The 5704-nt window shown below is 64.9% G+C and carries 4 protein-coding genes; 1 reads left to right on the top strand and 3 read right to left on the bottom strand.

What is annotated here, in order from left to right:
- Window positions 1-499: 499 nt before the first annotated feature.
- Window positions 500-802, top strand: a complete 303-nt coding sequence (glpE, locus tag EB084_18265) for a thiosulfate sulfurtransferase GlpE (GenBank protein ID NDD30205.1) — start codon at window positions 500-502, stop codon at window positions 800-802.
- Window positions 803-898: 96 nt separating this feature from the next.
- On the opposite strand, the gene EB084_18270 is transcribed toward glpE, so the two are convergent.
- The 3 genes from EB084_18270 to EB084_18280 all read right to left on the bottom strand — a co-directional run bounded on the left by EB084_18270 (window position 899) and on the right by EB084_18280 (window position 5457).
- On the bottom strand, window positions 899-1768 hold the full coding sequence (locus EB084_18270; protein NDD30206.1) for a shikimate dehydrogenase: 870 nt from the start codon (window positions 1766-1768) through the stop codon (window positions 899-901).
- 223 nt (window positions 1769-1991) lie between these two features.
- Complete coding sequence (locus EB084_18275) at window positions 1992-3059, bottom strand: hypothetical protein (protein ID NDD30207.1); 1068 nt, start codon at window positions 3057-3059, stop codon at window positions 1992-1994.
- The gene (locus EB084_18280) at window positions 2911-5457 is read right to left on the bottom strand and encodes a TM0106 family RecB-like putative nuclease (GenBank protein ID NDD30208.1); all 2547 of its coding nucleotides are present in this window, start codon (window positions 5455-5457) and stop codon (window positions 2911-2913) included. Before EB084_18280 ends, EB084_18275 begins: the two co-directional genes overlap by 149 nt.
- Window positions 5458-5704 lie beyond the last annotated feature (247 nt).

Consider the following 5704-nt stretch of genomic DNA (forward strand, 5'->3'; position numbering starts at 1 on the left):
GCCGCCATCTCGTTGCGCCCCTGCAGATGATGGATGACGCCGAGGTTGTTGAATGCACCCGCGTTGTCCGGCTGGTGCTGCGTGACCTGCATCGTCAGCGCATAGGCGCCAGCGAGGTCACCGCTCTCGATCAGATCTTCCCCCCGAATCACCGCGTCGTCACTTGCGTCGATCATGGTTTTCCTCCCCTATCGTGTATCGACACCGTTGCCGCACGCAAGCGCGCGCATCGCGCGCATCGCGCGCAGCACCGGGGCAGGCCAGCACAAAGAACGAGCCTGGCCAGGACGCTGCACCAGAGAGCGTGTGCATGAAGCCTTCCCCCTTGCATTGTCCGGCGACTTCCCGAACACTTCTGACGCGGAGAGAAATCTTCATCTCTTCTCGGCTCGCCGGTCGCGTCGGCCCATCGAGGCGCTGCAGCCGTCTTGCCAACCCCGCCCTCGTGGCAGTACAACAGAGGCTTCACCCGCACACCACGGTGCCGAAGGAGAATCGAATGGACGTCCGCGAGATCACGGTCGAAGACGCCAACACGCTCATCGCGCAGGGCTCAGCTACGTTCGTCGACGTGCGCGACCCCTGGTCGTACGAAGAAGGGCACATCCCCGGCGCCATCCACGTGAACGACGGCGAGGTCGACGCGTTCGTCTCGTCGGCCGACAAGACGCGTCCGCTGGTGGTCTACTGCTATCACGGGTTCAGCAGCATCGGCGGCGCCGCCTACTTCGCCGAGCAGGGGTTCACCGACGTCGCGACCATGAGCGGCGGCTTCGAGGCCTGGCGGGCGCACGCAGGGTAGAGAAGCGCCCCCCTGAAGGGCCGCCGCTCTCTCCCTTGGGTAGAACGCGTGGCGCCTCTGAGCGCCAGCGCGCGGGCGTGGACCGTCCCTCGGCCCCTATCCCCCCTGGGGCCCCGCGGCGGCTCCGACGGGTGCCGGGGATTCGCCCAGCGCAGCGGCCACGGCGTGCTGGAAGACCGCTTCCTCCGGTCGGATGCAGGTCCACTGCTCGAAGATCTGCATGGCCAACTGCACCAGCATCTCGACGCCGTCGACGATCTTGCAGCCGCGCTCGCGGGCCGTATGCAAGAAGGGGGTGATGCGCGGATTGGTGATCACGTCGACCGCGAGACAGCCGCGCTCGACGGTTTCCCAGTCGACCGGCACAGGTTCCAGCTCAGGCGCGCACCCGAGATGCGTGGCGTTCATCACCATCGTCGTGCCTTCGGGCAAGCGGACAGGCGAAACCCACGGCTGCCATTCACACGGCACGCCCGACCCCTGCTGAACCCGCTGCGCAACCTCGCGGCCCTGATCCTCGCGACGGGTGACCAGGGTCAGATGGGCCGCACCGGCCCACGCGATCTCCATGGCCATGGCGCGGCCCGCGCCGCCAGCCCCCAGCATGACCACCCGCTGACCTTGCAGCGGAGCCACCTTGCTGATCGCCTTGACGACGCCCTTGCCGTCGTTGTTGTGCCCGATGAGTCGCCCGTGCTCGATGGTCATGTAGTTGGCCGAACCGATGGCGCGGACATCTGCATCGACCTCGTCGAGCAGCGGAACCACCGCCACCTTCCACGGCACGGTGATGCACATGCCCTGGTAGCCGAGCGGTCGCAGCGCCGCCACGGCCAGCGCCAGGTCGGATTCGCTGGCGATGTCATTCTTCCAGAACTGCCAGTTCAGACCGTGATGCGCGTAGACGGCATCAAACATGCGGTCGATGGGATTCTCGGCCACCGGATGGCCGAGCATTCCTGTCATCTGCTTCTGGGGGGCGATCAAGGACGTAGAGGAAGCGCTCATCTGACAACATCCCTTGCGTGGTGCAGGCCGTGTCTCGGCTGACGGTGGACAGACCCGTGCGCGCTTCGACTGCGCTGCGCCCACCCAGGAACGGGCCTGGCCCTGGCAGCCCGATTCGAGCGGCGAGGGTCACAGTTCGCTGACCCGTTCCATCGTTCCCGCTTGTAAGAGGAGCCAAAGATCACATGGACGGGTCCACCTGGAAGGGCGTCCCCGACTGAACCGCCGAGCATAGCGTGGAGATGAGGCGCATCTGCTCGATGTCGCGCGGTCGGCTGTTGAGCAACGCCTTGTTCACGACGATGACCGCCAGGCACCGGGCCCGACTGATGGCCACGTTCAATCGGTTGCGGTCGAACAGGAAGTCTGCCCCGCGAGGAATGTCTGCCGCCGACGAGGCCGTCATCGAGAAGATGACCGCCGGCGCCTCCTGACCCTGAAACTTGTCGACCGTGCCCACCCTCACCCCAGCGGTGCGCGGGTCGCTTTCGAGGGCAGCGCGAATGGCGCGGCGCTGGGCGTTGTAGGGAGCGACGACGAGCACGTCGGCGGCGGTCATGGGTTTCGGGCCCTCCGCCTGCGTGTGCGTCCACGTCGTGCCCAGCAGCTGCCTGGCCATGGCCACCACCTCGGCCACCTCGTCATCAGAGCGCTCGCTGCACCCCTCGTGATTCATCAGACGATGGCGAAGGCCCGTTCCGAACCCGTGAACGGTCTGCTCTGCGCATCTGGCGTCTGACTGCAGCCTGCCCTGATAGATGTACCTCGAGATGAACGCGCACACGTCCGGGTGCATGCGATAGGTCGTCTCGAGCAGGAGCCCACGGTCCGGCGTCACCAGCGGCTCCCCCGCGAGCATGTGCTCGAGAACGCTCACCCCCACGCCCTCGGGATGCAGCACCATGCTCCGCGCGCCACGGCTCACCGCAAGCGCGTCTGCGAGGGCGAACTGCCCGGCTTCGTCGACGAAGAGAAAGTCGACGGGGTGTTGGGCAAACGTCTTGTTTGCGAAGAACCACGGTGTTCCGACGAAGACGTTGTGCTCTTTACGGCGTTTCCCGCTGAGAGCACTCCCAACTTTTGTCGCGCCGTCAACAGCCTCACCGTTGGACTTGTGGGCCATGCGAAGATTGTCTCCCGCGCCCACTTTGATTGCCTGTCGACGAAGTGTGGTCGCGAGATTTTTCGAAGCGTCGTGGCTCATCGCGACTATCCCTATGGGTGAACGCGAGATTTTTCGCAGCGTCATGGCTCATCGCGACTATCCCTATGGTCTTCCCTGCATTGATCAATCGAAGGGCGAGTTCTGCACCCATCCACGTCTTGCCCGTTCCCGGGGGACCCTGAATCGGCACGACGGCCCCTTCATCGAGCTGCAGGATGTGCGACGCGATGGCGTCAGGCTGGGCAGCATGGCCTCCTGACGGAGCGGGGGCCGCCGTACGCATGAGCAGATTGCCCGCGAGTGGTGAGAAGCTGCCTGTGTCGAGTCTCTTCTGCGCCTGCTCTTGAAGCGATTCTGGCTTTGGCTTTGCAAACCTGTACCCATCCAGTACCACAACCTCTGGTGCCGCGCTGGCCGGTCGGTCACCCGGCCACTCAGTGCGCACCACGCGTCTCTCTCGATCTACATTCTTGAGGGTAAGCTTGCAAGGGAATTGTTCTCCACCCGAATACTTTACAGTCACGCTCTCCTTCCAGACGTCATCTTTGATTGCCTGATGACCGATGTGCGCCTCTATCAGCCGCTTACCGTTATCCTGGCTTTCAAGCGCCCCCTCCACCCACTTCAGCCCCACAAGCGCCTCTTCATCGTCCCTGAGATCGTCCTCGTGCCCATCGAGCGTCACCCGGATCTGCATATCGTGGGCACTCTTCTCGCGCTTGTAGTACGAGAGCACCTCCGCCATCAGATGCTCGCCCTGCGTCCCATCGGTCTCCTGAAGTCGTGCCACGACCTCGAGAGGAACATTCTCACTCTCTCCCGGAGGCGTCGGGCGAACCCACTGCACCTCCTCCGGACACAGGGCACGCAGCCAGCCGACGACCACCACGAGCGCCTCGAGGTCACGCAGGTTGTAGTGCGCGATGCTTGCCAGAAGAGCGTCGCGCTGCGCCTCGGTGAGGTGCGTGCCGTGCGCGTACTTCTCATACTTCAGCACGGCATCGGAGCCTCGTGCCAGCGCCTCGTCGGCCTCATCTCCCTGTGGCAGCGGCAAGACCGCGAACTGCAGCGCGCCCGCGCGATCGTATCCCGCCACCCGCTCGATGGTCTTGAGCCCGTACGATTCCACCCCCACCACCAGCGACTGGCGCACCACCGTGTAGAGATCGACGAAGATCCCCTCGCTGAGCAACGTCTTCAGCGTCTCCACCACCGCGTCCGGCGCATCAGACGCGTCGAGGATCGAAGTGATGGTCGAGCGCTCGGTGTGGTTGTAGTGATAGACGTGCATGTCCGGGTGCTGGGCCCGACGGTGCTCGAACCACACCGCCAGCCTGCGCATCTGCTCAACCTCATCGGCCTTGCTGTGAGCCCAGCGCGGCTCGTAGACCCAGTCGCCCGCGTCGTTCCTGTACAGCAGACCGATCAAGAAGATGAGACCCTCCTGAACGGTGAAGAAAGGATGGCCCTCGTAGTCGACATACACATCACCCGCGTCTTCCGGGGGGAGCTGTGGGAACCCCCGCAAAGCGCCCTCGCCTTCGGTCACAGGCAGGACGTGCACGGGCGTGTCCGTCGACACCGCCACCTCGACACAGCTGTCCGGCCGTGCCTCGACCTGCAGGCGGGCCTGAAGGCGCAGGCGGGCCAGTCGCGCTGCGTCGAACCGCTTCACCTCACCCGTCGACGAGGCCAGCGCGCCCCGCGACGCGATGCCCGCAGCAGACAGCTTCTCGCGGTCGCGTCGCGTCAGGGAGGCGACGAAGTGAAGCGAATCTTCCTCGCGCCACTCGCCCTCGCAGCGGCCCTGGTACTTGCAGAACGCACAGTGGTCACAGGGTTCCGGACGGGTCTCCTCGGGCGCGGTCGCTTCGAGAAGTGACGCCAGATCAGCGCGAACCTGGCGCCAGTATCCCTCGATCTCGTCGAGTCGGATCTCTTCCATGGCGTCAGCGCCGCCCTTGCCCAGCCAGATGCGAACCCCCTCAGGACGCTTCCCCGTGATGGCCTCTACCGCGTCGGCATAGAAGCAGAGCTGCAGCACGTGACCCGGCTTTGCCTCCTTGCGTGCAAGCTTGGCATCGATGGGCATGAATGTCTCGAGCGGCTGGCCCGCGTCGTCGACCGTGATCAGGAAGTCGGCAATGCCCTGCATGCCGTCGTGCGCCAGCGGAATCTGATAGAGCCCCTTGAACGCCTGCAGATCCGGCAGCGTCACGCGACCGAGATACACCTCGAACGACTCAGCGGACTTGTTCAGCAGCGGAGGCTCGAAGATGGCCGAGGTGCCGAAACGGGCGCGCAGGGCCTCGAGACACTCGCGCTCGTGGTGCTCGCCCTTGTTCCGCACGAGACGGGAGAAGGCGCTCCGCGGCTCATCGGCCTTCTCGATCTTCTTCTCGTGCTCGAGACGGTGAAGCGTGAGCGAGTGCGGGCAGGCCAGCCAGGCGGTGATGATGCTCGGCGTGAGGGATGGGGGCATGTTGTGTCTCTCTTCTCCGCGCGTACGGCTGGAAGGCCGGTGCGTTACTTTCCCTCTTTGAGGATGCTGCTCCCCCCGAGGTTCCCCACATCGCCCATCGGAACTGCACAGCGGCAGGCCCGGCCAACCGTGGCCAGCCGCGAAGAAAAGAGAGAAGCCGCCGCCGCGCCCCTCGTTGGGGGGCACCTGTCACAGGCACGACAGGCACAGCGCCACCCCGCAAGACTGCGTACTGCCACAGATGTGG

It is taken from the genome of Pseudomonadota bacterium (assembly GCA_010028905.1).
Taxonomy (GTDB): Bacteria; Vulcanimicrobiota; Xenobia; order RGZZ01; family RGZZ01; genus RGZZ01.

Bases quoted from the DNA above. Each gene is read 5' to 3' on its own strand.
- glpE (NDD30205.1), top strand. From the start codon at position 500: ATGGACGTCCGCGAGATCACGGTCGAAGACGCCAACACGCTCATCGCG.
- EB084_18270 (NDD30206.1), bottom strand. From the start codon at position 1,768: ATGACAGGAATGCTCGGCCATCCGGTGGCCGAGAATCCCATCGACCGC.
- EB084_18275 (NDD30207.1), bottom strand. From the start codon at position 3,059: ATGACGCTGCGAAAAATCTCGCGTTCACCCATAGGGATAGTCGCGATG.
- EB084_18280 (NDD30208.1), bottom strand. From the start codon at position 5,457: ATGCCCCCATCCCTCACGCCGAGCATCATCACCGCCTGGCTGGCCTGC.